Source organism: Aeromonas sp. S8(2024) (assembly GCF_041403085.1).
Classification (GTDB): Bacteria; Pseudomonadota; Gammaproteobacteria; order Enterobacterales; family Aeromonadaceae; genus Aeromonas; species Aeromonas dhakensis.
Window position 1 is genome coordinate 113,167 of the sequence record NZ_JBGLRF010000003.1, and the last position, 24,452, is coordinate 137,618.

Here is a 24,452-nt window from a genome sequence, read left to right on the forward strand (position 1 = left end):
CCCCAGCGGCGGCCCATAAAAAACCCGCCAACTCGGGCGGGTCTTTTCACATCATTAGGCTCACACGGCCATCTGCTCGTGGGGCGAACCGTGGTGACGCAACCAGAGGAAGCTCAGCGCCACGATCAGCACCATCAGTGTCATGATGGCGCCCAGAGTTACCTGCCCCTCCATCGGGAAGCAGGCCGCCAGCAGGGTCACGATGCCGGCCCCCAGGTTCTGCATGCCACCGAGGATGGCACCGGCGGTGCCCGCCTGGCCCGGGAAGGGTTCGATGGCGCAGGAGGTGGCAGTCGGATAGAGGATACCGCTGCCGATGAAGTAGACGGCAGCCCCACCCACCAGGGAAGCGGCACTCACTATCCCGAACAGACCGGGCAGCAGGATGATGAGTGACCCCAGCGCCAGGAAGGCGATGCCAAGGCGCATCAGCTTGCCCTGGCTCAGGCGAAAACTCAGCTTGGCGGAGAGCCAGGCACCGAACAGATAGCCGGGCAGCGGCAGCACGAACAGCACGCTGACGGTACGGGCACTCAGCTTGAGCACGTCGCCCAGCAGCACGCCGGCGGCCGCTTCAAACACCGCCAGACCGGCGAAGGTCGCCATCAGGCAGAGCAGGTTGCCTTGAAAACGCGGGTTGCCGAGCACGTGGCGATAAGCTGCACCGACTCGCAGCGGCTGCTGACGGGCCTCCTCTGGCAAGGTTTCGACGAACCAGGCCAGTATGGCCAGAGTCGCCACGGCGCCAAAGCCGAACAGGAACCAGTAGCCCGCACGCCAGTTGAACAACTCGGTCAGCCAGCCACCTAGCACGGGGGCCAGCAGCGGGGAGAAGATCACCCCCATGCTCACCAGGCTGTTGGCCCGGTTGAGCTCGGCACCGGTGTAGCGGTCGCGCATCAGGGTACGGCTCATGGCGCCGCCGGCCCCGGTCCCCAGCCCCTGGATGAAGCTGCCCGCCAGCAGCGCCATGAAACTCGGGATCAGTTGAATGGTCAGGGTACCCACCAGGAACACCATCATGCCGATGATGATGATGGGACGACGCCCGATGCGATCCGACAAGGGGCCGTAGACAAACTGGGAGAGGCCGTACGGGATCAGGTAGCAAGCCATCACCGCCTGCAGCTGGCCGGAGGCCACGTTGAAGTCCCCCGCCATCATGGGAATGGAGGGCACGTAGAGGGTCTGGGTCATCTGGCCCACAGCGACCATCAGAATGGTCAGAAAAAACAGCGGATAAAAACTGTGCCGATACATATCTCAGTCCCGAAAAATCATCGAAAGGCTGCCCGCCTCTGGCAGAAAACCGCAGAGGGGATCCAACAAACAGGGTCAATCAAAGGTGAAAACTCAAGGCGGAGAACCCGCACCGGCCGGGAGCAGGACACTCCCATGGCTTGCCGTCATCTTAGTGATTCAGATCACGAAAAACGAACGAATCTTTATAATCAGCTTTCCTTAGTTTTTCTAATGTGACGGGGTTTTAGGCCCCGTCAACGATAAAAATCAACGCGTTACCATCTGCTGGGCCTGCTTGACCAGATCCTCCGGCTTCTCGTTGCGCGGCGGTATGGTGATCCCCTTCTGGCAGGCCGGCTTGTCAGCCATCCGGTCCATCCAGGCCTGCAGATGGGGCAACCCCTCGATAGAGATACCGCTCCAGTCATAGATACGCACCCAGGGCCAGGTGGCAATGTCGGCGATGCTGTACTCGTCGGCCAGATATTCGTGCTGGGCCAGATGGCTGTCGAGCACCTCGAACAGGCGGCGTCCCTCTTTCTGATAGCGTTCGATGGCGGCCGGGATCTTCTCCGGGAAGTAGCGATAGAAGACATTGGCCTGCCCCATCATGGGCCCCACCCCACCCATCTGGAACATCAACCACTGAATGGCCAGGGAGCGGCGCTTGGGATCCGCCGGCAGCAGCTTACCTGCCTTCTCGGCCAGATAGAGAAGAATCGCGCCCGACTCGAACACCGCGAAGTCCCCGTTATCCCGATCGACGATGGCTGGAATGCGACCGTTGGGGTTGATGGCCAGAAACTCGGGTTTCTTCTGATCCAGCGCCGACAGGTCGAGCGCAATGAGACGGTAGGGCAAGCCCAGCTCTTCAAGGGCAATCGCCACCTTGAAGCCGTTGGGCGTGGCGGCGGTATAAAAATCGATCATCATGGACTCCTTGTGATTCACACATTGGCACAGGACGGACAGGGCCTCGCCCATGTCGGCCAGAGAAACGCAGCGAGATGGACAACATGGACATCCCCCGGCCTGAACATGACGAAGCGGCACAATACCGGTCAGTTATGACAAATATTGTGCCGCTTGAACAGCCCGGCGCAGGGAAGGAAGAGCCTAGTTGCACAGCCCCATGGGTTGACGCTGGCGCAGCAGAATGAGGCGGGAAAGCAGCGGGAAGTAGGACTCCAGCTTGTTCAGCAGCACCCGGCTGCAGGCGGGATCGGCAAGTTCAGACTCTTCCAGCACGATGCCGTTGGAGACGAAATAGAAGCGCGGGTCCCGCACATCCGGCCCCTGAATGGTGAGAGTACCGTCTCCCTTGCGCATCAGCAGCGGCAATACCGGCAACCCGAAGGTGTCGCTGTTGCGCTGCCAGGCAAACTCGGGCCAGGCCGCATCCCCGTCCAGCAGCAGGATAGCCGCCTCTTCCTTGCCAGGTTGCCAGTGGGATGGCTGGGTAATGGTTAGCTCGTTGAAGTAGTCGCCGTATCCGGTCGAGTTCCGCAAGGCGGCCAGCAAACCCTGGGTGGAGGTTGCCGACGGTTTTTGACTCACTAATGACAAATTCATGATCCACGTCCCTATGCTCAAGGCAGCCTGTTATTCGGCTGCTGCCCATAAGACTAGACCAAAAAGAGCCTATATTGGAGCCGTCAGATCTGGCAGTCGTCAAGGCCGGAGCGATAACGTATAACAGTTGCCATTGTCGAAAAGACTGGTATGATACCGCGTCCTTTTATTCCCCCGTTCTTTAACATCCAGTGGTGAACCTATGCATCCGATGCTGAATATCGCCGTGCGCGCTGCGCGCAACGCCGGTCAAGTAGTAGTAAAAGCCTTTTCTCAACCCGAGAACATCGAGGTTATCCAGAAGGGCAGCAATGACTTCGTGACCAACGTTGACCGTGAAGCCGAAGCGGCCATCATTCACACCATCAAAAAATCTTACCCGGAACACAGCATCGTGGCTGAAGAGTCTGGTGAGATTGCCGGTACCAATCCGGACTACCAATGGATCATTGACCCACTGGATGGCACGACCAACCTGGTCAAAGGCATTCCGCACTTTGCCGTCTCCATCGCCCTGCGCGTCAAGGGCAAGACCGAACAAGCCGTGATCTACGATCCGATCCGTGACGAGCTGTTCACTGCCACCCGTGGCAGCGGCGCCCAGCTGAATGGCTACCGCATCCGTGTCGGCAAGGCCAAAGAGCTGGCCGGCACCATCCTGGCCACCGGTTTCCCGTTCAAGCAGAAGCACCACATCGAGCCGTACCTGAAGATGTTCCAGAGCATGTTCATCGAGTGTGCCGACATCCGTCGTGCCGGCTCCGCCGCGCTGGATCTGGCCTATGTGGCTGCCGGTCGCGTCGACGGTTTCTGGGAAATCGGCCTTAAGCCCTGGGACACCGCTGCCGGTGAGCTGCTGGCCAAAGAGGCCGGTGCCATCGTCACCGACTTCGTCGGTGGTCACAACTACGAGAACTCCGGCAACATCGTCGTTGCCAACCCGCGTGTCCTGAAAGAGATGCTGGGCAAGATCCGCGAAGAGCTGCCGGAATCCCTGGCCAAGTAAGCCAGCGCTATCCGCACTCATCAAAACCCGGCTCAGGCCGGGTTTTTTTATGACCTTTTCATGACCATCAGCCCATCGACGCTGACAAGCAAATCCCTGCCAATGCGCATTGCCATCGCTCCTCTGCCCCTCATGGCCAGCGCTGTCCCGACTGGCGAGATCGTGAGCGTCACTGCCGCCTTGTGCGACGTCAATGCTCGATACCAACCGCAGGCCTAGAGTCGTGACCCATCCCTGTGCTCATGCCTTGAGATGAAGGAGCAACAAAAACAGTCAACCCGGCCGAAGCCGGGTTGACTGTTTGCCTGCAGCAACAGGCCATGACACGGCACCCAATCTGGTGCCGATACAGCTATTACGCCAGGCGGAAGCGGCCTATGGTCTGACGCAGACCAGCTGCCAGCTGGCTCAGTTCCAGGCAGGCGCGGGCGGTGTGATCGGCACCAACGGCGACCTCGTTGGAGGATTCGTTGATCCGCTCCACGTTGCGACCCAGCTCATCGGAGACCGCGTCCTGCTCGCCGCAGGCACTGGCGATCTGAATGGCCATGTCGGCGATCTGGGCGACCGCCTCCTCGATTTGCTGGATGCCGTCGCTGGTCTGCTCACTCTGCTCCACGCACTGGCGGATCATCTCGCAGCTCTGGCCGGTCACCTCTTTGGCCTGGTTGGCACGGGCCTGCAGGGTTTCGATGATGGCAACGATCTCGCCGGTAGAAGCCTGGGTGCGACCCGCCAGGGTGCGCACCTCATCGGCCACCACCGCAAAGCCGCGGCCCTGCTCGCCGGCACGGGCCGCCTCGATGGCGGCGTTGAGCGCCAGCAGGTTGGTCTGATCGGCGATGCCGCGGATCACATCCACCACCACGTTGATCTGGGCGGATTCTCGCTCCAATTCGGTGACCAGGGTACCGGCCTGTTCAATCTCTTCGGCAACCCGGGTGATTGCCATCAGCGAGCTCTGCACATCCTGATTGCCGCGGCGCGCCAGGGCATTGGCGGAGCTGGCCGACTCGGACGCCGTCTCGGTGTTGCCTGCCACATCGGCCACGGTGGCCTTCATCTGGGCCATGGCGGTGGCAACCAGCGAGATCTCCTGCTGCTGGCTCTGGATCCCCTGTGCCGACTGCTCGGAGACCGCGCTCACCTCTTCGATGGCGGCGCCCAGCTGGGTCACGGCCGCCACAACCTCTTCAATCAGACCGCGCAGGTTGTCCTGCATCTTGAGAGACGCCTTGGCCAGCATGCCCAGCTCGTCACGACCGATGTGCTGGCGATCCAGCTGATGGGTCAGATCGCCGGCGGCGATGGCGTTGGCCTGGGCCACCACGGCCTGCAGCGGCAGGCAGATCTGGCGGGTCAGGAACCAGGTCATAGCCACCATGAACAGCAGCAGGCTGCCGATGCTCACCATGGCAAAACTGGTCACCATGTTGACGCTGTCAAGCAGGCTGCCGCGGTTCTCTTTGACGAAGCCGAGGTTCACTTCCACCAGGCCGTTGACCGCCTGTTCCAGCTCGCCATAAATGGGGTTGGACTGGAACAGCTGCACCTTGGCCTGCTCCAGCTGGCCCTGTGCCAGCAGTTGATCCACTAGATTGACCGAGTTCAGGTAGCGTTGCCACGCCTGCTTGGCGCCGTTGAACACCTGACGCTCATGGGCGGCACCGACCGTGGCCTCATAGCCCCGGAAGGCCTGCTCGACTTTCTGGACACTGGCCTGGATGCGGCCGCGACGCGCCTGCAGATCGGTGGCGTCATCCACCATCAGCAGGGCAAACTGGGCGCGGCGCACGTAGGATACGTCGTAGAGCAGGTTCTCGACCGAGAGCACGCTAGGCAGGGTGGAGTCGGTAAAATTCAACACGCGATCGCGCACGCCGCGCAGTTCGCTGGAGAGAAAAATACCGAATATCACGTTGACGGCGGCAATGACCGCAAAGACCACGGCAATCTTTTTGCCGATAGACAGATTTTTGTAAAACATGGTGGCTGGTGATCCTCGACTGCTGACAAGCAGGTGCACAGTGGCGATCACATCCGTATGAACTGGTAACCCGGGCTTTCCTGACGGGAGATGGGACGTTGCGAAAGACCAAGGGAAGGGTGGGTTTCGCGAGGGCGGCACTTTACCACAAACCTGCCTACTCCTTCACCAGCTTTCGCCGCAACAAAGCAAGTTGTTTTTCCATACAACCAGATCTTCGTCACAAACTATTCAAGACGACCACATCATTTCAAATAGTTAGCCGATGAATGCAATCGATGCCCCGGCATGGACAAGTGAGGCCCGGCTCGCTGTAATGCAAGAGTCCCCGGATGGCGCCGCGCCATCCCTGCCGTCAAGCAAAAGAGGTGATCTTCATGGATAACGCGTCAGCCCTGCCCCTTTCCTCTTGGTCAGCCCAGCTGCGCGAGCAGCTGCGGGCACGCCCGGTGATCGCCATCGGCCTGTTCGTTGCTTTGGCGGCCGTCGTGCTGTTGCTGCTGCAAAGCCTGGTGATGCTGGCCGCCGGCGACATCAGCCCCGGCGTTCGCTATGGCCTTATCGGTGGCTTGGCCGGCTTTGCCGCCACCGCACTTGGCGCCCTGCCCGCCCTTTTTCTGCGCTCGGTTCCGCAACGGGTAGAAGACAGCATGCTGGGCTTTGCCGCCGGCATGATGCTGGCGGCCAGCGCCTTCTCCCTGCTGCTGCCGGGGCTCGAGGCGGCAGAGGGGATCACTGGCAACGGCTTTCTCGCCGCCGCCGTGGTGGTGACAGGCATGACCCTCGGGGTACTCCTGATGTTGGGGCTCGATCAATTCACCCCCCATGAACACGACAAGACAGGCCCCTGCGGCCCCGGTCACGAGAGCTGCTCCCGGGTCTGGCTGTTCGTGTTTGCCATCGCCCTGCACAACCTGCCGGAGGGAATGGCCATCGGGGTGAGCTTCTCGCAGGGTGACATGTCGGTGGGCCTGCCGCTCACCACCGCCATCGCGTTGCAGGACATTCCGGAAGGGCTGGCGGTGGCGCTCGCCATGTGCGCCGCCGGTTTTCGCCCCGGCATGGCCGTGCTGGTTGCCATCGGCAGCGGCCTGCTTGAGCCGCTCGGCGCCCTGCTCGGCGTCGGTCTCTCCAGCGGGATGGCCATCGCCTATCCCATCGGACTCGGGCTGGCCGCCGGCGCCATGCTGTTCGTGGTCTCCCACGAAGTGATCCCGGAAACGCACCGCAACGGCCACCAGACCCACGCCACCCTGGGCCTGATGGCCGGGTTTGCCTTGATGATGACCCTGGATACGGCGCTTGGTTGATAAGGTTCTGATATATGGCGTAATGTTTCAGCACTAGCGCCGCGACATCCGCAGGCACCGTCGCATTTCCCCACGCATCGAGGGCCAGCATGACATGATATTCCGGGTGATGGTGCTGGGTTGTCTGCTGGCAGTCACTCACCGGGCCGTCAGCGCCACCGAGATTTATCGCACGGCGGCGCAGCCCGAGTCCGCCCCCAAATATACCCAGATGGCTGATGGCCGCATCGGGGGGCTCTGCGTCGAGCTGTTTCGATTGATGGAGCAACAGGAGCCTGCCCTGCGCATCGAGGGGGATCAGCACTTTATCCCCCTCAAGCGGCTGGAAAAACGGGTGCGCTTCGGCCAGCTCGACTTCCTCTGCGGCGTGGGCGACAACCCGGTCCGCCGCAACCACTTCCTCTATCTGCAGCCCTCCATCTTCACCGTACGCTACCACCTGGCGGTGCGCAGCGACGACCCGGTCGAGATCCACCACTGGGACGACGTCAGGGCGCTGGGTAATGCGGGGATCATCCTCGTCAATCACGGCAGTGGCGCCATCGAACGGCTGCAGGCCATACAGGGGCTCATCATCGACAGCGGCGGGAGCAGCAGCGCCGCCAACTACGACAAGCTGCTGATGAAGCGCGGACGCTTCGTCTATTACCGCTCACCCGGTATCGAAGCCGACCTGCAGCGCCATCGCCTGAGCGACCAGATCCGCATCCTCCCCACCGCCATGGAGACCATCCCCTTCTACATCCTGTTTTACCAGCGCACCTCCCCTGCCCGCCTGGCCCTGTTTACCAATACCCTGCAACGGTTGGCGGACCGCGGCGAGCTGGCCAGATTGGCCGAGCGCTACCCTTGAGTGGATCTTCCCACCCGCCAGCATCGGAATGCTCGGCGCCATCGCCAACTTTTGTTATGATCCACAACAACTTATTCGGCCAACTGGCCATCAAGACGAGGTGAGTGATGAAAGTAGGTATTATCGGCGCCATGGAACAGGAAGTGGCCCTGCTGCGCAGCCAGATGAGCAACCCGACCACCCTGCAACTGGGCGGTTGCGAGTTCTATCAGGGCACCCTGGCAGGCAAGGAGGTGATCCTGACCCGCTCCGGCATCGGTAAAGTCGCCGCCAGCGTCGCCACCAGCCTGCTGCTGGAAAAATTCGCCCCCGACTGCGTCATCAACACCGGCTCTGCCGGCGGCTTTGCCCAGGACCTGCACATAGGTGACGTGGTGATCGCCAGCGAGATGCGCTTCCACGATGTCGACGTGACCGCCTTTGGCTACGAGATGGGTCAGATGGCGCAGCAGCCTGCCGCCTTCCCCTGCGACGAGCAACTCATCGCCGTCGCCCAGGCTTGCATTGCCGAGCAAAGCAAGCATCAGACCAAGGTCGGCCTCATCTGCACCGGCGATCAGTTCATGTGCAAGCCGGACGCCATCGCCAAGGCTCGCGCCGACTTCCCGCAGATGCTGGCGGTCGAGATGGAAGGGGCGGCCATCGGCCAGGTGTGCCACATGTTCAAGGTGCCCTATCTGGTGGTGCGTGCCATGTCCGACATCGCCGGCAAGGAACAGGTTGAATCCTTCGATGCCTTCATCGAGGTGGCCGGCAAGCACTCTGCCGAAGTGATCATCAAGATGCTCGGCAAGCTGTGATCACTCTCACCACGCTGGAACAGATGGCCGCCACTCCGGCGGCCATTTTGCTCGGGGCCGCGCTGCTGGAGGCCATCGTGCCCTGGCCGGCCCACTATCGGCTCTCCGCCGTCGTGCCCCTGCTGACTCGGCTGGGTCACAAGGTGTGTCGCCCCGATGGCGTCCCCGGTCAGCAACTGCAGGCCGGTCTGCTGGCCATGCTGATTGTCTGGCTGCCGTGCGCCGCCGGACTCTGGGCGGTGCGCAATCTCTCGCTCTCGGAGCCGCTGTTCGATCTGCTGTTTCTGCTGTTGATGCTGGAATCGCGCCCGCTACGGGAGCTGGCCCGTGCCACTCGCTCGCTGACAGACCAGGATACTCTGGTGGTGGCCCGGCTGCAGGCCGCCCCCTGGCTCAGACGCGACACCGGTAAACTCTCCCTGATGGGGCTTGCCAAGGCGGTCAGCGAAAGCTGCGCCCTGCGCCTGATAGGACAATGGGCCGGCCCGCTACTGGGGTTCGCCCTGGCGGGTGTGCAAGGCGCCCTGCTGTGGCGCCTCGCCCAGTTGATGAATCAGGGCTGGAGCCCGAAACTGCCAGCCTTTGCCCACTTTGGCCGGGCCGCCGCCGTGCTCTACCAGGCCCTGTGTACCCCTGCCATCTTGTTGCTGGCGCTGCCCTTGTGCCTGACCCAGCTGCGCAAGCTGGCCAGCCGATTGCGTACAGCCATGCTCTGGCCCTACCCCGCCATGGGAATACTGCTGGCGCTGCTGTCCGGCTCGCTGGGCTGCAAGCTCGGTGGCCCCCGTTACTATCAGGGCAGCTTGATCCGTTTTCCCGTGTTTGACGCCGCCGCCGAGCCGGATGTCGGTACGGCCCTGCGCCTGCTAAACCGCCTGCAACAAGCCGGTTGGGGCTGGCTGACGCTGGCATTGCTGCTCACTGTGCTGGAGCACCTGCATGGCTAGATGGCTCACCCTGCTCTGCCTGTTGTGCATGTCGCCAGCCCTGCTGGCCGGCCCGCCGACACGCATCGTCAGCCTCACCCCCCACCTGACCGAATTGCTGTTTGCCATCGGTGCAGGGGATCGCATCGTGGCCACCGACGATGCCTCCGATTATCCGCCCGAGGTCAAGCGCCTGCCCCAGGTAGCCAACTATCGCAGCATCAATCTGGAGGCCCTGCTGGCCCAGAAACCCGACCTGATCGTCGCCTGGCGCTCCGCCCAATCCCGCATGCTGGCCCCCATCGAGCAGTTGGGGATCCCGGTGTTCTATTCAGAACCGACCGACTTTGCCTCCCTCGCCACCGAGATGCGGGCCTTGGGAAAAACATTGGGGGTGGAAAAAACCGCCAATGCCGAGGCCGATGCCTATCTCGCCCGCCTGGCCGCCCTTGGCCAGCGCTACGGCAAACCCAAGCATATCAAGGTGTTCTACCAGCTCTGGTATCCACCGCTCACCAGCGTCAGCGGCAACGCCTGGCCCGCCCAGGCCATCGAGTTGTGCGGTGGGGAAAACGTGATGGCAGCGGCCCCCACGCCCTATCCCCAGGTCAGCCTGGAGCAGGTGATCAAGGCCAATCCGGCACTGATCCTGGCAGGGAGTCAAGACGCTGACGCCCTGCACCACTGGCAACAGTGGCCCATGGTGGATGCTGTTCGTCACCAGCGTCTGCAACTCATCAATTCGGATGAGCTGCACCGTTTCACCCCGAGAGCACTCAATGCGGTGGAGCAGATATGCCGGGCCATCACAGGTGTACAGTCACCAAGCTTTTAAAGCCCGCAGCCAATCACTCGTACAACAAAAAAACACCGGCGTAGGCCGGTGTTTTTTATTTGGCAGAGACGTGATGAGAGATAGCCGTCACTTCTTCTTGAAGATATCCAGTCCCACGAAGTAGACGGAATCGTGTCGCTGGAAGGCATCGGCATAAATCGGCTTCGCATCGTCGAAGAACCGCTCGAGTATCACCTCGGCCTCTTTCACCTTGGCTTCGAACTTGTCAGGCGCTGCGTCAATCAGGGTCATCATCAAGCCGATGATGTTGGCGTAGAAATAGTTCATCGAGCCGATCAAGACACGGTAGAGATGGCAATCACGGCTCATCAGCAAATAGAGCAGATAGTCGTGGTGACGCTGCATCATGGCCAGTATGTCATTATGTTCGTATTTGACTGTCCGCCAGTCGGTACGCAACTTCTCCAGCAGATCGTCAAACAGCGTCACATTGAGCGCGGCAGTAAAATCCACACTGGCCATGTCGAACGGCTGGAAGCTGCACGCCATCAACTCATCAAGCAAGGCGATCTTGTCCAGCTCCGGGCTGTTGACTTGCAGGGCATCCACCCGTTGAGGGATGGCGCCTTCAATGTAGGCCCCATCACTGCAATTCAGACAGCGCATATCCGGATGGCTTGTCAGCACGCGCGTCATGTTATGGATTGCCAGGCCAAATAGATGATTGATCCGCACTTCCCCGCCAAAATTGCCCGGTGCCGGGAAAGTATCTTTCAGATTCTCGTCGTACTTGGCTTCTCTCTTCTCGTTGTAATAGAGACTCAGAGTGGAGTGATGCTTGTCTGCGTACTTGTAGCCATTGTCTATTCCGAACAGGTATACCTGTTTGAACCCGAGCAACGCCGCATAATTGAGGCCGGTGTTGCCAACGAAGGGGTTGGAGAATTCAATGGACTCATACTCGAAAGCCTGACCAAACCGGCTGACCAGCATGGCGAACATCGGCTCGTTGGGCTTGAAGGTCAGACCCGTCTTGCGGAAGAAGGTCTTGCACTCTGGGTGGATCACGTCAACGCTGAGGAAGACCGCATCCTTGAGAAAGTCATCCGCATTGAGGATGCGCAGGAAATCCGCCGAGCTCTTGGTGCGCTCCACCGCCACGTAGATGTCCGGCTTGATGCCCGCCTTGTGCAGCGCACTGACGGCCGTGCCACAGGCAATGATGATGGCTTGCCGTTGATGCTGCCGGATGAAGTCGATGCTCTGATCCAGCGACGGACCATTGCCGACCACGAATACCGGTACCTGCTCGACCAGCGAGGTATCCCGCTCTCGCTTCAGGAAAGGCGTGCCATCCTGCAGATGGGTGTGACTGTGGGCCAGCGCATAAATATTGTCATCGAAAAAGCCCCAACCCGTCTTGAGCAGATACAACTCGCCCTCTGCCTTGTCGATCAGAGCATGCAGTTTGGGTGAGTGGTAATGACAAAACGAGAAATAGCTCGCCGACCAGAATGCCCCTTTGCGATGCAGCGCCTCCATCATGTCGGCGACCAGCAGCTGTTCATCGACACCGATGAACAGGTGCAGACTCAGCGACTCCTGATCCATGTATTCGAGCAACTTGTGCCAATCGAAGCAATAGAGCGAGGCGTAGAACATATCGAGGTCGGGCTCGAAGGCAAACAGATTCCGAACCCGGCACCGCTCATACAGGTAGCCCAGCTGATAACCCAGTCCGATCCCGTACATGAAGGACAAGGGAATGTCGGCATCCAGCGCTTTGCGAAGCGGCAAGCCTTCCAGCGACACATTCTCCTTGAGCTCGGAGATGGCATTGTTGTAGGCGATATGGATCTGGCCTTCCAGATACCACTGAGGCACGAAGTCGATACATTGCAATACGCTATGTTCGATCACCTCGGCAATCTGGGCCTGTGCTTCGGCAAAGGGATCATCGCCATAGAGGGAGACGTCATCGTCCAGCCAAAGAACATTTGGAACGCCGTTCTCGTTGCAGAAAAATCGGAAGGGTCTGACTGGCTGATACTCTTTGAAAAATGCATGTATTCCGGGCATATATTTTTCAAAGGCAGCCATATTGAGTTCATGGCGAACGGGCAGCACCTCCAGCATGGCGGCCTCCTGCTCTTTCTGCCTGGCTAGACGGGAGAGCTCATGCTCGGCATCTTTGATGTTCTTGTTAAAATCCATTCGGTACTCAACCCGCATTCATCTTGTAAAGGCCCGCCACACGACCGGCCTTGGAAAATTGGCGCAATTCATCCTCTGCCAGGTGTCTCGCATCCGTTATCAGCGCATGGATCATGTGAAACTGAGACAGGGCTTGCTGCTGCTCTGCATTAAGGTGACTGTCAGCTGGGATATGCTCGAAGACCTCGTTCAGGGCAGCGAGATAGTGCTCCATTTGCACTTCCGCTGCCGCCAGCTCATTTTGCTCCAACAGCAACCGCAAACGGCTGCCGTGGTTCATCAAGCCGGACAGCTTGGCATCATTCATTCCGCACGACCCGCTTTTTGCTGGGCAATGGCCTTATCGCGCTCTTCGACCGGAATCGCATCCCAGCCACTCTTGACCGTCAGCATCAGGTTCATCACCTCGTCGATGGCGGCCATGTCCATGTCACGACTGGCATCCATCATGCGCACCTTCATGTAGTCGTAGAGCGCAAACAGATCTTCCGGCACCTTGCCATAGGAGAGGTCCAGCGAGTCCTGCAAACCGTTGATAATGGCCATGGTTTTGGAGATGGACTGGGACTTGGCTTCGAAATCACGACGTTCGATGGCACCACGGGCCTGGGCAAGACGCTCGAGGCAACCTTGCATCAACAGCTGGATCACCCGGTAGGGATCCGCCACCGCCAGCTCGGACTGCAGATTCTGGGTGGTGTAAGCCTTGATATTTTTCCGATACATAAGAGGCACGGCTCCTGACTACGTATTAATTCGTTTTGGTATTGAGCAGATTCAGATAAGAGGCCGACTTGTTCATCTTGGCCAGCATGCTGTCCAGGCTGCCATAACGAGCCCGCAAGGTCTCCTGATACTTGGTCAGCTGGGCGGTAACATCCGACTCCTTGCGGCTTACTTCGCGCAGATCGGAATTGAGCGAATCTTCCCGCTTGGCCAGCAGGCCGCCGGTCTTGGAGTAGGTTTCCAGCTGGCTGGCCAGCTTGCCTGCGACCCCATCCTTGCCGCCAAACACCGCAACTACCTGATCAAAGTTCTTGTCGATGGCCTCGCTGAACTTGGTATCGTCGATGGACAATACCCCCTTGTTGTCCATCTTGATACCCATCTGGAAAATCGTTGAATAGGTAGACGATTTTTTGGAGGGTTCGGTGATGAGGCCGTTCATCATGTTGACCACGGCACGCGTCGTCGCATCACCGGCCAATGCACCGCCATCATTCTGGCTCTTCCCTGCCACGATCGAGTTGCGCTTGCCAAGATCATTGCTCTTCTTCACCAGCGCGTTGTAACCGTCGACAAAGCTCTTGACCATGTCCTTGATGCCGGCCTTGTCGGTGGTCACATCGACCTTGTTCGAGCTGTAGGTCTTGACCGGATTGCCGTTGGTATCGGTGGTGGTCGTGCTATCCGACTCTCTGAGCACGGTCAGTTTGAGCCCGACTATGGTGCCATCGAAGGTATTGGTCGCACTGGTCAGCGAGTTGCCATCTACCTTTATCTTGGCATCCTGAGCGCTCTGGCTCTTGGTCAACTTGGACACCAGGTTGTCGGTCAACTCAGTGGTGCTGCCGGTGATCTGCAGATCCTTGCCGTCGCCGCTGACCCCTGAGTCGATCATCAGCTTGGATTTGCCATCTGAGGTATTCATGATGTTGACGCTCAGACCGAAGTTGTCGGCGTCATTGTTGATCCGTTTGCGAATGGACTGCAGCGAGTCACCCGCCTTGACATCCACATCGAAGGTCTTGTCGCCAGCCTTGAACGTCAGTTTCCCGTCCTGAGTGATGAGGGGGGTCGTCGACGAGTCGAAGGTGCCGTCAAATTTACTAGACTTCGCCAATTGTTCGACGCTGATGTCATATTGACCGTTGGAGGCCCCCGCCTTGCTCTCCACCTTGAGCACGGGTTTGTCCTTGTCCTGGGTAATGTTGATGGAGCGCTTGTTGAACGCATCATCCTTCGCCATGGCCTGCAGAGTGGTCACGAACGAGGCGATGGCAGACTTCAGCTGCCCCACACCGGAGAGAGTGATTTGAGTGTTGGTCTTCTTGGTGGTGATGGGCTGCATCAGTTGTGCCTTTTTGGCATCGACACTGGCAGCAATCACTGACTCCAAATCGAGTCCAGAGCCGGCACCGGCAGACGTAATGGTGGGCATACTCTCTCTCCTCTTAATTTTTTCGTATCAGATCTCGTTATCGAGCAGCAACCCGACCCGCGAACCGCCGCCAGATACATCGCCCTCACGCAGATCCTTGATCCGCTTGCTGATGGCCAGCAGCTCCTCGCTCGGGATCTGCCGGATCATTGACTTGGTCTCGGCGTCCACCACCTTGATAACCACCTGATCCAGATCCTTCTCAACACTGAAATTGACAGTCCAGCCTTGCAACTTGCTGAACTCTTGCAAGTTTTGCACCTCATTTTCAATATCGGCATTGGATACGTCCTGTTTGGCGGTTTTATCACCAGCCAGAGCATCCTGCTGTTTTTTCACATCCTGTTGTGCCGTCACCCGCTGCTCTTCCGTCGTGCCAGATAGCACTTGAGCGGCCGATTGGCCGCTCTTGCTACTTGACTGAAGAGAAGAAGGAGTGACCGATGACGGGATCCCAATTTCATTGGCCATATCGTCGCTCCTTTTCCTAGCTCATCACTGCTGTTCTGTTAGCCCAACAGGGACAGAGCAGACTGCGGTCTTTGGTTGGCTTGCGCCAGGATGCTGGACGCAGCCTGTTGCAGAATGTTCTGCTTGGTCAGGTTGGCTGTCTCGGTCGCAAAGTCTGCGTCACGGATACGAGAGCGTGCGGCGCTCAGGTTTTCAGAGACGTTGGACTGGTTGCGAATGGTGGAGTCAAACCGGTTCTGTACCGCACCCAGCTCCGCCCGCTTGCTGTCAACCGCCTTGATCATGAAATCAAGGTTGGCCATGGCCAGTTGTGCCGAGCTGGCAGCGGTGATGCTGCTGACGCTGGTAGAAGTCACAGCGCTCGTGCCCTTGGTCACGGTATAGGGTTCGCCAGTGGCGCTGGTCGCAACGGTCGCACTGCCCTTGGTGGACGCCGCAATCCCGCTGATGGTGAACGCGGAGGTCATCTTGAAGGTGATGGTCTGACCTGCGTCGGCACCGACCTGGAACGACCCCTTGTAGGTACCATCCAGCAGTTTTTGGCCACCAAAGGTGGTGTCGTTGGAGATACGGTTGATCTCCGTGGTCAACTGGTCAAATTCTTGCTGCAGTGCAGTACGGTCATCGGTGTTGTTGGAGCCGTTGGCGGACTGTTGTGCCAGCGTACGCATGCGTTGCAACATGCTGGTCACTTCATCCATGGCCCCTTCAGCCGTTTGCGCGACGGAGATACCGTCGTTGGCGTTGCGGTTACCTTGATCCAGGCCGTTGATCTGGGAGGTCAAACGGTTGGAGATCTGCAAACCGGCAGCATCGTCCTTGGCGGTGTTGATACGCAGACCGGAAGCCAGTCTGGTATAGGACGTATCCAGGGACTTGTTGGTGTTCATCAGGTTACGCTGGGCGTTCAGTGATGAAGTATTCGTGTTGATGTACATGGCCATAAAATATTCTCCCGAAGAACATGCGACTGCGGGTTGCACCGCCAAAGCGGCGTCCCACCGTTAGAAGAACAGGTTGAACGAGCCTGATTCTTCTGGCGGGTGTCTGTTTGAACGGACAGGTCACCCGCAGTAGTGCAAACGTTGGATTCCGAACACCCCTCGATTGCTTCACTTTATTTAACGGCAGCGCAGCGACAAGCTTTAGGAAAATAATTGCCGAAGGCGGCAAGTTTTATCCGGCAAGCGGCAAGGTGAACCGGCAAGCCATCCCCAATGAAAGGGAGCAGGGCCTAAAGCCGGCGTGACAGAGATGAATTCTGAGTGTTGGCACAGTTTGTGCTTTTATCTGGGGGAGTGGCGTCATTTTGACGGCACAATAAAAAGAGGCCGGAAGATCCGGCCTAAAACGAGCATACGCTCAGGAGAATATGACCAAGCGTGACAGAACTGAACAGCTGTACAACACTTGGCTTTACTAGTAGAGAATAGATTCTCTCCCGATAGAACAGAGTGCGAACCGAACACCCCTTTGTTCCATCTCTTGACCAGGGCGGCCTGAACAACCGCCCTGTTTTCTTTTATCAGCCCTGCAGCAGGGAGAGTGCTGACTGCGGACGCTGGTTTGCCTGAGACAGTATGGTCGAGGCAGCCTGTTGCAGAATGTTCTGCTTGGTCAGGTTGGCGGTCTCGGTCGCGAAGTCTGCGTCGCGGATCCGTGAACGGGCGGCACTGACGTTTTCAGAGACGTTCGCCTGGTTGCGAATGGTCGAATCGAACCGGTTTTGCACCGCACCCAGTTCGGCACGCTTGCTGTCCACCACCTTGATCATGTAATCCAGGTTGGCCATGGCCGACTGGGCGGAACTTGCCGCCGTAATGCTCGACATGCTGGTAGAGGTGACCGGAGTGCCTGCCGTCCTGGTGATGGTATAAGGCTCGCCCGAGGTAGTGGTCGTCACTGCCGCACTGCCGCTGGTTGCAGACGCCATGCCAGAGATGCTGAAGGCAGTGGTCATCCGGAACGTGATGGTCTGACCGGCATCGGCACCAACCTGGAAGGAGCCCACATACCCACCATTGAGCAGGTTCTGGCCACCGAAGGTGGTGTCTTTGGACACCCGGTCGATTTCAGTCATCAGCTGGCTGTACTCTTGCTGCAACGCGGTACGGTCATCCGTGTTGTTGGAGCCGTTGGCGGATTGCTGGGCCAGAGTACGCATCCGTTGCAGCATGGAAGTGATTTCATCCATGGCGCCTTCGGCGGTCTGGGCGACGGAGATACCGTCGTTGGCGTTGCGGTTGCCCTGATCCAGACCATTGATCTGGGAGGTCAAACGGTTGGAAATCTGCAGACCGGCGGCATCGTCTTTGGCGCTGTTGATGCGCAGACCGGATGCCAGACGGGTGTAGGATGTATCCAGAGATTTGTTGGTGTTCATCAGGTTACGCTGAGCGTTGAGCGATGAAACGTTCGTATTGATATAAAGACCCATGACTATTCTCCTAAGCTATTAAATTTACTATTTAATTTGCTCGAACTTTATTGTCTTTCCTGTTCGATGCTTCTTATTTAACGGCCTCTTTTTCGATGTCTTTAGCATTATTTTCAACGCTTCATCGCATTAACGCCGCTTACCCTATATATCGGCATGTTCCGGCTGAACTTGAGGAAAAAAGTGCCCTGTTTTGCTCACTGGGTTCATCGGGCTTGCGACAACGGGCCGGGCGCAGGGCTACATCCACCTCCCCTGCAACATGACGCCGCTCAGATGCATCGCGCTGGCTGGCGCCATCGCGGCCGAGAAAAACTTGGTCTGGCTCCCACTTCTTGCAGGCAGCCATTGGTCAGACGCCGCAATCCCCCCTAAAATCGCGGCCCCATCAACAATTGGACGTGAGTTGTTCTCCATGCAGACACTGGTTGAGCAGATTGTTTACATCAGCGACATGTTTGGTACTGCGGTATTCGCGTTTTCGGGCGTACTGGTGGCGGGCCGTCTCAGGATGGACGGTTTTGGCGTCATGGTGTTGGCGGCGGTCACCGCCATCGGCGGCGGCACCATCCGCGACATGATCCTGGGGGCCACCCCGGTCTTCTGGGTACGTGACCCCCTCTACATCTGGGTGGTGATCGCCACGGCACTGATCGGCATGTGGATGGTCAAGCTGCCCCGTCGCATGCCCTGGTACGTGTTGCCGGTCGCCGACGCCTTCGGGCTGGCGCTCTTTACCGTGATCGGGGCACAGAAAGCCCTCAACTTTGGTACATCGGGGCTGATCGCCGTATTGATGGGCACCATGACAGGGGTGGCCGGCGGCATGATCAGGGACGTGCTGGCCCGGGAGGTGCCCATGGTGCTGCAAAAGGAGATCTATGCCACCGCCTGCATCCTGGGGGGGATCCTCTATACCCTGGCGCTTGAGATAAACGTGGATCGGGTGACCGCCATGCTCATCTGCATGACGGCGGTGTTTGGTTTACGGGTGGCCGCCATCTACTGGCATCTGTCACTGCCTACCTTCTCGCTGCAGCGCAATTGACCTCACAACCGGCGTCAGGTCGCACTCCCGGCCCGGTTGCGTTGAACCAAGCAGGCTTTTCTGTTGTCATAGGATGCAGTGTTGTAAGCCGGAATCCCTCATGCAAAAACTTGGACTCATCGCATCACTGTTACTGATGAATGTGGCAACGGCGCAGGCTGAAGCCCAGGTACTGTTTGGTCGGCTCGCGTCCACCCCGGTGCAGCAGTTCAACCAGCAGATCCGTCAGGCAAGCACCGCCCAGCAGAGCTGGGTCAATGACTATCGTGAAGTGGCCCTGCGTTTCGTGGGCCACAGCGACATACCCAGTCGCATCCAGGCGCAGCAGCTGGACAACGATCTGGTGCTCTCGGTCGCCCTCGATGGCACCAAGAGCGACATGATCTACATCCTGACCCTGTTTCGCAGCAACAACCTGTGGCAGATGCGCCAGGCGGAAATGGGATGGCGCTGCCAGGGGCAGTCCACCTTTACCCCGGTCCCCTGCCCTTGAGCCTCAACCTGCAAGTGAAATAAAAAAATCCGGCACATTGGCCGGATTTTTTTATGCATGCGTGAGCGTCACCTTACGGACGGTACACCTTGACGTTGGCAAAGCCCTTCTCTTTCAGATAGAGCGCCTGCAGCTTGCTCATCACGCCGCGATCACAGTAGAGCAGGTAGGTCTTCTCTTTCGGCAGGTCGCCAAAGGCGGTGGCCAGCTTGAAGAAGGGGATATGCATGACCTCACGCCCTTCCACCAGCAACGGCTTCTCGTCGTGCTCGTCCATGGAGCGGATATCGAGGATCACCTCGTTGTCACCACTCTCGGCGGTGGTCTCCACTTCCTGCACCTCGGCGGCGGTCTCTTCGCCGATGCGACGAATGTCGAGGTAACGGGCCTCGGCCACCACCTTGTCCAGAATGGCGAAGTCGAAGTTGCCCTCTTCCTCTTCAATGCGGGCCAGATCGGCCTTCACGGTCGGCTTCTTGGAGATGACGCCGCAATACTCCGGCATGGTCTCGGCGAACTCCAGGGAGCCGATGCGGCGAGCTTCACTGATGATGTCCGGCTTGTCCCAGGTGATGAGCGGGCGCAGGATCACCTTGTCGGTCACCCGGTCGATGACGTTCAGGTTGGTGAGGGTCTGGCTGGAGACCTGACCCACGCACTCACCGGTCACCAGCGCCGGGATCTGGAACTCGTCGGCCACCTTGGCGGCGGCACGCATCATCATCCGCTTGAGCACCACGCCCATCTGGCCGTTGTCGATCTTCTCGAGGATCTCGGCCACCACAGGCTCGAAGTCCACCGCAGTAAAACGCACCCGGTGGGAAGAGCCGAAACGGTTCCACAGGTGATAGGCCACCTGCTTGACGCCAATCTCGTGAGCGGCACCACCCAGATTGAAGAAGCAGTAGTGCACGCGGCAACCACGCTTGATGAACTGGAAGGAGGCAACACCGGAGTCAAAACCGCCGGAGATGAGGCTCAACACATCTTCCTGGGTAGCGATAGGCATGCCGCTCAGACCCTGGTGGATGGCGCTGACGATGAACAGCTCTTCGCCGTCGATCTCGAGGTTGATCTTCACATCCGGGTTCTTGAGGCGCACGCCGTTGCTCACGCAGTGCTGGTTCAGGCCACCGCCCACGTAGCGCTCCACTTCGAGGGAGGAGAACTCGTGCTTGCCGTGGCGCTTGGCGCGCACGCAGAAGGTCTTGCCCTCGAGCTGGTCACCCCACACGGCTTTCACCTGCTCGAAGATGTCGTGCAGGTCGGTAAACTTGCTGGCTTGCACCTCGAGGAAGGCCTGAATGCCGGGAATGCAGGCCAGGGCTTCGATGGCCTGTTCACGGAACTGGTCATTGCGGGAGCTCACGATCAGCTTGTCCCAATCCATCCGCACCCGGGCATCGTCGTCGAAGCGGCGCAGGACATTGCGGATATTGCCCTGCAGGATCTTGATAAAGCGCTGGCGAACCGACTTGCTCTTGATGGTGATTTCCGGGAACAGCTTGATAATGAACTTCATGGTAATGACTCGGGTGACCTTGATTTAAGGGCGCGAATTATATCAGAACTTTGTGGCCAGCGCCTACTGGATGAGCGTTTGCTCACATTCCCCCACGCAATGTTTGCCGCAGCGAGGCAATCTTGCGTATATTCCCGAACCTGCGCCCTGGCAACATTCCTGACCACAGACCCATTCGATGAAGACCTATATCTACTACCCCGGCATGGAAGTGCGCGACGAGCTGTGGCTCAAGTTTGCCCTGCTCTATCTGGAGCGGCTCGCCTTCGTCTTCACCGTCAGTGAGAAGAGCGGCCTCACCGCCCTGCTGCAAACCCTCGAGCAGGAGACGGATCTGCTGGCCGAGCGGCCGGATGCCGCCTTCTTTGCCGCCATCACCCCCCAGATAGAGAGTCAGATTGCCGGCCTTATCGCCCCCGACTTCGTGCGTCACAAGGTGTTTGGCAACAAGGAGCTGATCGGGCGCTGGCGCACGCCGGCCAACCACGACTGTTTCTGCCCGGCCCAGGCGGGGCTGGAGCGGCTGCACGGCTTTTGCCTGGCCCACGGTTTTGCCAGCCGGGAGGAGGGCGGGTTCAGGATGGCGCGCCGCTTTGCCAACCTGCTCTCCATGCGGCTCGCCCGCGAGTGGGCACTCGCCAATGAGGGGGCCCTCATCACCGATCACGACTATCTGGACCGGCTGCTCCACCTGCTCGAATCGCGCTATCACAACCGCGGTGGCCAGGATTGCTTCCATCTGGAGATCCCGCTGCAAGTGCCCACTCACCTGGCCGACATCCCGTTTGCAGAGCTGATCGCCCTGCGCAGCCGCAGCGGCTTTCGCCAGCAACTGGCCGAGTTCAATCAGGCGCTCGATGCCCTGCTCGCCATGCTGGGCAGCGGCTACGCCGAGCCCGCCGTGCTGACCCGCTTCGAGCAGGCCCAGCAGGGGCTAAACCAGCTGCTGGGGCCGCAGACCCAGAGCCTGCCGCTCACTACGCTCGTCAGTACTGGCCTGCCTGCCATGGCGATGATCCATCGCCTCAAGGCGAGCCATCCGGACAGCAAGCTGGTGTTTCACTCCATCAAGAAGAGCCACTTCCACCAGCGCAAGAGTCAGCACTTCTTCACCCGGCTGGGTCAGGTCAAGCCCTGACTCCGCGACGCCCTGCGGGGAAATCGACAATCCGCTGACGGCATCGGAGCCATCCCCCCGATGTCGTCAATATTCTGACACCCCAAAGAGAGGCGCCTCCCCTCAGGAGGGATTCTCCAGCCGAAACTCGATGCGATCGCTGTTGCCCGCCTCATCCACCACCACCAGCTGGTAGCGACCCGCCTCACTCAGCACCTGATCCCCGTCCCAGCGCAGCCGCTGACCGTTGAGAAACCAGGCCGGCTTGCCGACGCCCCCCAGCACCTTGGGCTGCAGCCGATAGCGCTGGCTGCGAACAAGGTTACCCTCCCCCAGCGCCAAGATGCGAATGGGGGCCTGCAGCTCGGTGCTCTGCCCCTCCCCCTTGCAACCACTCGCCAGCAGCGCCTGGCGCCGCTCGCCAGGCACCCGCCACGGCTCCAGCGACAATGGCCAGAGCGCCCGAAAACCGGATTGCGCCGCATCCTGACAGCGGCTCAGAGTGGGTTTTCCCTGAACGGTCAACGCAACCTGGCGCAGCGGCGAAGGCCAATCCATGGGATCCGGCAAGGTGGGGGGATCGCGCCCTTCCAGCAGCCAGGCGCTCTGGCGCTGCAGACAGGCCTCAGGCAGGGTCGCGCTCGCCTTGCGCCCCAGCGGCCAGCAAACTTCGGCCTCGCTCACCGTGTTGGGTTGTGCCGGCAGGGGACTGTTGTCAGCCAGCCGCGAGTAGACCGAGAGCAGCAGCGGCACCGCCGCGCTCTGGCCGTAAAAGCCGGGCATAGGGGTACCATCCGGGCGCCCCAACCAGACGCCGATGGTCCAGCGACCTGAGACCCCCATCGCCCAGCTGTCGCGATAGCCATAGCTGGTACCAGTCTTCCAGGCCAGTCGGTTGACCCGGCCGGTCGCTTCGCTGGCAAAGGGCTGGTCCGCCCGCCCCTGCGCGCTCAATATCTGCCAGATGATCCAGGCCGCCCCCGGGCTCAGCAAGGGACGTGACACCGCCTGCTGCCCCGCCAGCCAGACCGGCATCGCCACCTGCCCCTGTCGGGTCAGCGCACTGTAGAGCGCCACCAGCTGCTCGAGCCGGATCCCCGCCGCCCCCAGCGCGATGGCCGGATTGGGCTTATCGGAGAGGGCCAGCCGCACCCCGGCGTTGTCGAGGCGGCTGACCAACTTGTCGGCCCCGAGCGCCTCCAGCACCTGCACCGCTGGCACGTTGAGGGATTGCTGCAGCGCTTGGGCCAGGGTCACCGGCCCCTGAAAGGCGCCGGAAAAGTTGGCGGGACGATAGTCAGACCCCAGCCTTGGCGCATCGGAGAGCAAGGAGGCCGAGTGCACCAACCCTTCATCCATGGCCAGACCGTAGATGAAGGGCTTCAGCGTAGAGCCGGGAGAGCGGATCGCCTGCACCATGTCGAGGTAACCGTGGCGGCGCAAATTGCCATACTCGGCGCTGCCTACATAGGCGCGCACCGCCATGGTTTTGTTATCTACCAACAGCAGCGCCGCTGAGGTCTGCTCAGGGAAGCGACGGATATAGCTCGCCACCCGCCCCTCCAGCCAGCGCTGCAGATCGCCGTCGATGGTGGTGTGCACCAGCGCCCCGGCCTGATTGTCGGCGGCGAGACGGGCAAAGAGCGGCGCCTCCATCGGCGTGAAGTGACCGCGGGCCAGCACCGGCTCGATACGTCCCTCCAACCACGCCTGTTCGGGCCAGACACCCTGCGCTACCAGTCGCTGCATCACCTTGTCACGGGCGGTGCGGGCCCGCTCGGGATGGCGGTCCGGCCGGTTGCGGCTGGGAGCCTGCGGCAGCACCGCCAACAGCGCCGCCTCGGCATAGGTCAGCTTGGCCGCACTCTTGCCGAGATAGGCAAAACTTGCTGCCTGCACCCCCTCCAGGTTGCCGCCAAACGGCGCCCGGTTGAGGTAGACGGTGAGCAGGGTGCGCTTGTCGTAGTGCCACTCCAACTGCAGCGCGCGGGCCATCTGGCGCAGCTTGCCGGGCACACTCCTGTGGTAGGGTTCGATAAGACGCGCCACCTGCATGGTGAGGGTCGAGCCGCCCGACACGGCTCGCCCATAGCGCAGCCACTGCCAGACCCCGCGCACCATGGCCACCGGATTGACCCCGGGATGACGCCAGAAGTAGCGATCCTCGTAGCCGAGCAGCGCCTCGATATAGCGGGGGGAGACCTGCTCCAGGGTCACGGGGTAGCGCCACACCCCGCTGGTATCGGCAAAGGCGCGCAGTGGCCGCCACTTCATGTCGAGCACCACCCGCGCATAGGCCGGGTCGAGCGGTGGCGGCGGGAAGAGTCGATCCAGCGCCAGCAATGACAGGAGCAGTGCTACAACGCCCAGCACCGAGCAACGCAGCCAGCGTGGCAGGCGACCAAGCCAGCGCCAGCCAGCGCGGCCAGTGCGACCTAATTTCAGCCAGCCACGCTGCCAGAAAGTGAGCGGGCGAACCCGCTCAAGGGAGGGAATG

General features: G+C 59.9%; 22 protein-coding genes. 9 read left to right on the top strand and 13 right to left on the bottom strand.

Going from position 1 to position 24,452, the window contains the following annotated elements; translation table 11 throughout:
* Window positions 1-60 precede the first annotated feature (60 nt).
* The 3 genes from emrD to ACB031_RS09425 form a co-directional block, all read right to left on the bottom strand.
* The gene (gene emrD / locus ACB031_RS09415; protein WP_005299692.1) at window positions 61-1,260 is read right to left on the bottom strand and encodes a multidrug efflux MFS transporter EmrD; all 1,200 of its coding nucleotides are present in this window, start codon (window positions 1,258-1,260) and stop codon (window positions 61-63) included.
* 249 nt (window positions 1,261-1,509) lie between these two features.
* The gene (locus ACB031_RS09420) at window positions 1,510-2,172 is read right to left on the bottom strand and encodes a glutathione S-transferase family protein (RefSeq protein WP_371139673.1); all 663 of its coding nucleotides are present in this window, start codon (window positions 2,170-2,172) and stop codon (window positions 1,510-1,512) included.
* 186 nt (window positions 2,173-2,358) lie between these two features.
* Window positions 2,359-2,814 (bottom strand): hypothetical protein, encoded by a 456-nt coding sequence (locus tag ACB031_RS09425; RefSeq protein WP_017765933.1) that lies wholly within the window; start codon window positions 2,812-2,814, stop codon window positions 2,359-2,361.
* 202 nt (window positions 2,815-3,016) lie between these two features.
* Between ACB031_RS09425 and suhB the strand changes: the two genes are divergently transcribed.
* On the top strand, window positions 3,017-3,820 hold the full coding sequence (gene suhB / locus ACB031_RS09430; RefSeq protein ID WP_005299686.1) for an inositol-1-monophosphatase: 804 nt from the start codon (window positions 3,017-3,019) through the stop codon (window positions 3,818-3,820).
* A 355-nt stretch (window positions 3,821-4,175) separates the two neighbouring features.
* On the opposite strand, the gene ACB031_RS09435 is transcribed toward suhB, so the two are convergent.
* The gene (locus ACB031_RS09435; protein ID WP_162518734.1) at window positions 4,176-5,807 is read right to left on the bottom strand and encodes a methyl-accepting chemotaxis protein; all 1,632 of its coding nucleotides are present in this window, start codon (window positions 5,805-5,807) and stop codon (window positions 4,176-4,178) included.
* Window positions 5,808-6,184: 377 nt separating this feature from the next.
* Here ACB031_RS09435 and ACB031_RS09440 point away from each other — a divergent pair, with 377 nt between their 5' ends.
* The 5 genes from ACB031_RS09440 (at window position 6,185) to ACB031_RS09460 (ending at window position 10,531) form a co-directional block, all read left to right on the top strand.
* On the top strand, window positions 6,185-7,117 hold the full coding sequence (locus ACB031_RS09440; protein ID WP_279699113.1) for a ZIP family metal transporter: 933 nt from the start codon (window positions 6,185-6,187) through the stop codon (window positions 7,115-7,117).
* A gap of 94 nt (window positions 7,118-7,211) precedes the next feature.
* Window positions 7,212-7,970, top strand: a complete 759-nt coding sequence (locus tag ACB031_RS09445; RefSeq protein ID WP_010634325.1) for an ABC transporter substrate-binding protein — start codon at window positions 7,212-7,214, stop codon at window positions 7,968-7,970.
* A 107-nt stretch (window positions 7,971-8,077) separates the two neighbouring features.
* Window positions 8,078-8,770, top strand: coding sequence for a 5'-methylthioadenosine/S-adenosylhomocysteine nucleosidase (gene mtnN / locus ACB031_RS09450; RefSeq protein ID WP_371139440.1), 693 nt, complete (start codon window positions 8,078-8,080; stop codon window positions 8,768-8,770).
* The gene (locus ACB031_RS09455) at window positions 8,767-9,717 is read left to right on the top strand and encodes a cobalamin biosynthesis protein (RefSeq protein WP_371139441.1); all 951 of its coding nucleotides are present in this window, start codon (window positions 8,767-8,769) and stop codon (window positions 9,715-9,717) included. The genes mtnN and ACB031_RS09455 overlap by 4 nt, the downstream gene beginning before the upstream one ends.
* The gene (locus ACB031_RS09460) at window positions 9,710-10,531 is read left to right on the top strand and encodes a cobalamin-binding protein (RefSeq protein ID WP_371139442.1); all 822 of its coding nucleotides are present in this window, start codon (window positions 9,710-9,712) and stop codon (window positions 10,529-10,531) included. Before ACB031_RS09455 ends, ACB031_RS09460 begins: the two co-directional genes overlap by 8 nt.
* Window positions 10,532-10,618: 87 nt before the next feature.
* Here the strand turns inward: ACB031_RS09460 and ACB031_RS09465 are convergent, their stop codons facing one another.
* The 7 genes from ACB031_RS09465 to flaA all read right to left on the bottom strand — a co-directional run bounded on the left by ACB031_RS09465 (window position 10,619) and on the right by flaA (window position 17,775).
* Complete coding sequence (locus tag ACB031_RS09465) at window positions 10,619-12,706, bottom strand: 6-hydroxymethylpterin diphosphokinase MptE-like protein (RefSeq protein WP_371139443.1); 2,088 nt, start codon at window positions 12,704-12,706, stop codon at window positions 10,619-10,621.
* A gap of 7 nt (window positions 12,707-12,713) precedes the next feature.
* A complete protein-coding gene (locus ACB031_RS09470) occupies window positions 12,714-13,013 on the bottom strand; it encodes a hypothetical protein (protein WP_005299672.1) in 300 nt (99 codons plus the stop codon).
* The gene (gene fliS / locus ACB031_RS09475) at window positions 13,010-13,432 is read right to left on the bottom strand and encodes a flagellar export chaperone FliS (RefSeq protein ID WP_010634331.1); all 423 of its coding nucleotides are present in this window, start codon (window positions 13,430-13,432) and stop codon (window positions 13,010-13,012) included. The genes ACB031_RS09470 and fliS overlap by 4 nt, the downstream gene beginning before the upstream one ends.
* A gap of 25 nt (window positions 13,433-13,457) precedes the next feature.
* Window positions 13,458-14,867, bottom strand: a complete 1,410-nt coding sequence (gene fliD, locus ACB031_RS09480; RefSeq protein WP_005299668.1) for a flagellar filament capping protein FliD — start codon at window positions 14,865-14,867, stop codon at window positions 13,458-13,460.
* A gap of 27 nt (window positions 14,868-14,894) precedes the next feature.
* Window positions 14,895-15,338: a flagellar protein FlaG gene (locus tag ACB031_RS09485; protein WP_017786670.1), complete on the bottom strand. Its 444-nt coding sequence runs from the start codon at window positions 15,336-15,338 to the stop codon at window positions 14,895-14,897.
* A gap of 38 nt (window positions 15,339-15,376) precedes the next feature.
* Window positions 15,377-16,282, bottom strand: coding sequence for a flagellin B (gene flaB, locus ACB031_RS09490; RefSeq protein ID WP_124250013.1), 906 nt, complete (start codon window positions 16,280-16,282; stop codon window positions 15,377-15,379).
* 581 nt (window positions 16,283-16,863) lie between these two features.
* The gene (gene flaA / locus ACB031_RS09495; protein WP_094697284.1) at window positions 16,864-17,775 is read right to left on the bottom strand and encodes a flagellin A; all 912 of its coding nucleotides are present in this window, start codon (window positions 17,773-17,775) and stop codon (window positions 16,864-16,866) included.
* A gap of 415 nt (window positions 17,776-18,190) precedes the next feature.
* Between flaA and ACB031_RS09500 the strand changes: the two genes are divergently transcribed.
* Window positions 18,191-18,823: a trimeric intracellular cation channel family protein gene (locus tag ACB031_RS09500; protein WP_011705587.1), complete on the top strand. Its 633-nt coding sequence runs from the start codon at window positions 18,191-18,193 to the stop codon at window positions 18,821-18,823.
* A gap of 136 nt (window positions 18,824-18,959) precedes the next feature.
* The gene (locus ACB031_RS09505; RefSeq protein ID WP_010634335.1) at window positions 18,960-19,316 is read left to right on the top strand and encodes a hypothetical protein; all 357 of its coding nucleotides are present in this window, start codon (window positions 18,960-18,962) and stop codon (window positions 19,314-19,316) included.
* 73 nt (window positions 19,317-19,389) lie between these two features.
* Here ACB031_RS09505 and thiI read toward each other — a convergent pair whose 3' ends face one another.
* Window positions 19,390-20,838 carry a tRNA uracil 4-sulfurtransferase ThiI gene (thiI, locus tag ACB031_RS09510; RefSeq protein ID WP_371139444.1) on the bottom strand — a complete coding sequence of 483 codons (1,449 nt, stop codon included), beginning with the start codon at window positions 20,836-20,838 and terminating at the stop codon, window positions 19,390-19,392.
* A gap of 178 nt (window positions 20,839-21,016) precedes the next feature.
* On the opposite strand from thiI, the gene ACB031_RS09515 reads away from it, so the two are divergent.
* Window positions 21,017-21,976, top strand: coding sequence for a hypothetical protein (locus tag ACB031_RS09515; protein ID WP_099358410.1), 960 nt, complete (start codon window positions 21,017-21,019; stop codon window positions 21,974-21,976).
* Between the two features lie 102 nt (window positions 21,977-22,078).
* On the opposite strand, the gene pbpC is transcribed toward ACB031_RS09515, so the two are convergent.
* Window positions 22,079-24,451 (bottom strand): penicillin-binding protein 1C, encoded by a 2,373-nt coding sequence (gene pbpC, locus ACB031_RS09520; RefSeq protein WP_371139674.1) that lies wholly within the window; start codon window positions 24,449-24,451, stop codon window positions 22,079-22,081.
* Window position 24,452 lies beyond the last annotated feature (1 nt).

Bases quoted from the DNA above. Each gene is read 5' to 3' on its own strand.
- emrD (WP_005299692.1), bottom strand. From the start codon at position 1,260: ATGTATCGGCACAGTTTTTATCCGCTGTTTTTTCTGACCATTCTGATG.
- ACB031_RS09420 (WP_371139673.1), bottom strand. From the start codon at position 2,172: ATGATCGATTTTTATACCGCCGCCACGCCCAACGGCTTCAAGGTGGCG.
- ACB031_RS09425 (WP_017765933.1), bottom strand. From the start codon at position 2,814: ATGAATTTGTCATTAGTGAGTCAAAAACCGTCGGCAACCTCCACCCAG.
- suhB (WP_005299686.1), top strand. From the start codon at position 3,017: ATGCATCCGATGCTGAATATCGCCGTGCGCGCTGCGCGCAACGCCGGT.
- ACB031_RS09435 (WP_162518734.1), bottom strand. From the start codon at position 5,807: ATGTTTTACAAAAATCTGTCTATCGGCAAAAAGATTGCCGTGGTCTTT.
- ACB031_RS09440 (WP_279699113.1), top strand. From the start codon at position 6,185: ATGGATAACGCGTCAGCCCTGCCCCTTTCCTCTTGGTCAGCCCAGCTG.
- ACB031_RS09445 (WP_010634325.1), top strand. From the start codon at position 7,212: ATGATATTCCGGGTGATGGTGCTGGGTTGTCTGCTGGCAGTCACTCAC.
- mtnN (WP_371139440.1), top strand. From the start codon at position 8,078: ATGAAAGTAGGTATTATCGGCGCCATGGAACAGGAAGTGGCCCTGCTG.
- ACB031_RS09460 (WP_371139442.1), top strand. From the start codon at position 9,710: ATGGCTAGATGGCTCACCCTGCTCTGCCTGTTGTGCATGTCGCCAGCC.
- ACB031_RS09465 (WP_371139443.1), bottom strand. From the start codon at position 12,706: ATGGATTTTAACAAGAACATCAAAGATGCCGAGCATGAGCTCTCCCGT.
- ACB031_RS09470 (WP_005299672.1), bottom strand. From the start codon at position 13,013: ATGAATGATGCCAAGCTGTCCGGCTTGATGAACCACGGCAGCCGTTTG.
- fliS (WP_010634331.1), bottom strand. From the start codon at position 13,432: ATGTATCGGAAAAATATCAAGGCTTACACCACCCAGAATCTGCAGTCC.
- fliD (WP_005299668.1), bottom strand. From the start codon at position 14,867: ATGCCCACCATTACGTCTGCCGGTGCCGGCTCTGGACTCGATTTGGAG.
- ACB031_RS09485 (WP_017786670.1), bottom strand. From the start codon at position 15,338: ATGGCCAATGAAATTGGGATCCCGTCATCGGTCACTCCTTCTTCTCTT.
- flaB (WP_124250013.1), bottom strand. From the start codon at position 16,282: ATGGCCATGTACATCAACACGAATACTTCATCACTGAACGCCCAGCGT.
- flaA (WP_094697284.1), bottom strand. From the start codon at position 17,775: ATGGGTCTTTATATCAATACGAACGTTTCATCGCTCAACGCTCAGCGT.
- ACB031_RS09500 (WP_011705587.1), top strand. From the start codon at position 18,191: ATGCAGACACTGGTTGAGCAGATTGTTTACATCAGCGACATGTTTGGT.
- ACB031_RS09505 (WP_010634335.1), top strand. From the start codon at position 18,960: ATGAATGTGGCAACGGCGCAGGCTGAAGCCCAGGTACTGTTTGGTCGG.
- thiI (WP_371139444.1), bottom strand. From the start codon at position 20,838: ATGAAGTTCATTATCAAGCTGTTCCCGGAAATCACCATCAAGAGCAAG.
- ACB031_RS09515 (WP_099358410.1), top strand. From the start codon at position 21,017: ATGAAGACCTATATCTACTACCCCGGCATGGAAGTGCGCGACGAGCTG.